Origin of the sequence: Streptomyces sp. UNOB3_S3, from assembly GCF_020740895.1 — a bacterium.
In the GTDB taxonomy this organism is placed as follows: domain Bacteria; phylum Actinomycetota; class Actinomycetes; order Streptomycetales; family Streptomycetaceae; genus Streptomyces.
On the sequence record NZ_JAILXP010000653.1, the window covers coordinates 1 to 1,778 of the forward strand.

1 protein-coding gene is annotated in these 1,778 nt (G+C 76.7%); it reads right to left on the reverse strand.

The window, feature by feature from the left end; translation table 11 throughout:
- A partial coding sequence (locus K6I33_RS34730; protein ID WP_229358781.1) for an FAD-binding and (Fe-S)-binding domain-containing protein occupies positions 1–1,778 on the reverse strand: 1,778 nt, incomplete at both ends.

The following is a 1,778-nucleotide window of genomic DNA, read 5'->3' on the forward strand; positions in this document are numbered from 1 at the left end:
GGCGTCAAGGGCGTCGAGCGTGTCGAGTGTCCGGCGCATGGTGGCGCGGGCGCGGTCGAGCTGGCCGGTGCTCAGCCAGGTCAGGCCGCAGCACGGCCGCTGCCTTCCGGACAGGGACGGGACGGTCACCTGCAGCCCGGCGTCCTCGAACACGGCGACGGCGGCGCGGGCGACGCCGGGGGAGAGGTGATCGGTGAAGGTGTCGGGGAAAAGGATCACGCGGTTCGCGGCATCGGACGGGGCGTGTCCTGTCGGGGCAGCGCTGCCACGACGCTCCCGCGCCCGCTCGGCGCCCGCCCGCTCAGCTCGTTCCCGCGCCCGCCACCAGCGGAGGAACGATTCCGCCGCCAGCGGTGGGATGTCGCGTTCCGGGGCGATGCCGCCCAGCCGTTTGGCGGCCGCCGCCAGCGGCCGTACCCGGGCCAGGCCGTTGAGCACGGGCGCGGCCCGTACGGCGGCGGCCGCGCGGAGCCAGACCGGCAGCCATCCCATCGTGTAGTGGGCCGCGGGCCGTCGCCGGCCCGCGTAGTGGTGGTGGAGGAACTCGGCCTTGTACGTGGCCATGTCCACGCCCACCGGGCAGTCGCTGCGGCAGCCCTTGCAGCCCAGGCAGAGGTCGAGGGCCTCGCGCACCTCCTCCGAGCGCCAGCCGTCCGTGACGAGCTCGCCCGCCAGCATCTCGTGCAGCAGCCGGGCCCGGCCCCGGGTGGAGTGCCGCTCGTCACGGGTGACCCGGTAGGAGGGGCACATCACGCCCGTACCGGCCGTCGTCTCCCGGCACTTGGCCACCCCGACGCACCGCCGGACCGCCGCCCTGAAGTCCCCGCCGTCCTCCGGATAGCCGAACTCCACGGGGACGGGCTTCCTGGGCAGCACCTCGAAGCGGAGGTTCCGGTCCAGCGGGTAGGGACGGACGACCATCCCGGGATTGAGGCCGCCCGCCGGGTCCCAGAGGTCCTTGAAACGCTCGAAGAGGCGGACGGCCTCCGTCCCGTACATCCGGGGGAGCAGCTCCGCCCGGGCCTGCCCGTCGCCGTGCTCGCCGGAGAGCGAGCCGCCGTGCGCGACGACCAGATCCGCCATGTCGCCGGAGAAGGCGCGGTAGCGGCGCACTCCCCCCGCGCTCAGCAGGTCGACGTCGAGGCGTACGTGCACACAGCCCTCGCCGAAGTGCCCGAAGGGCGCCCCGCGCAGCCCGTGGCGGCCCAGCAGCGCCCGGAACTCCCGCAGGTACGAGCCGAGGCGCTCGGGCGGAACGGCGCAGTCCTCCCAGCCGGGCCAGGCCTCGCCGCCGTCGGGCAGCCGGGTCGCGGTGCCGGCCGCGTCCTCGCGCACGCGCCACAGGGCCCGTTGGGCGGCCGGGTCGGTCAGCACGGCGAGCCCGCTCGCGCCGCCGGCGGCGGCCGCGCGGCGGAGCTCCTCCGCCCGGGCCGCTGCCTCACCGGGCGTGGCCCCGCCGACCTCGGCGAAGAGCCAGGCCGTGCCCTTCGGCAGCCCGGCCCGGTCCGGGCCCGGGACCAGGTCGGCCGCCATGCCCTCGACGGTCAGGGGCGCGTACGGCAGCAGCGTGGGCGCGGCGTCGGCGGCCGCGCCCTCGTCGGGGTAGCCGAGCACCACCAGCGCCCGGGCGCCGGGGGCGGCGACGAGCCGGACGGTCGCCTCGGTGATCAGCCCGAGGGTGCCCTCGGTGCCGGTGAAGGCCCGGGTGAGGTCCGTGCCGCGCTCGGGCAGCAGGGCGTCCAGCGCGTAACCGGAGATGCGGCGGGGGAGGGAGGGGG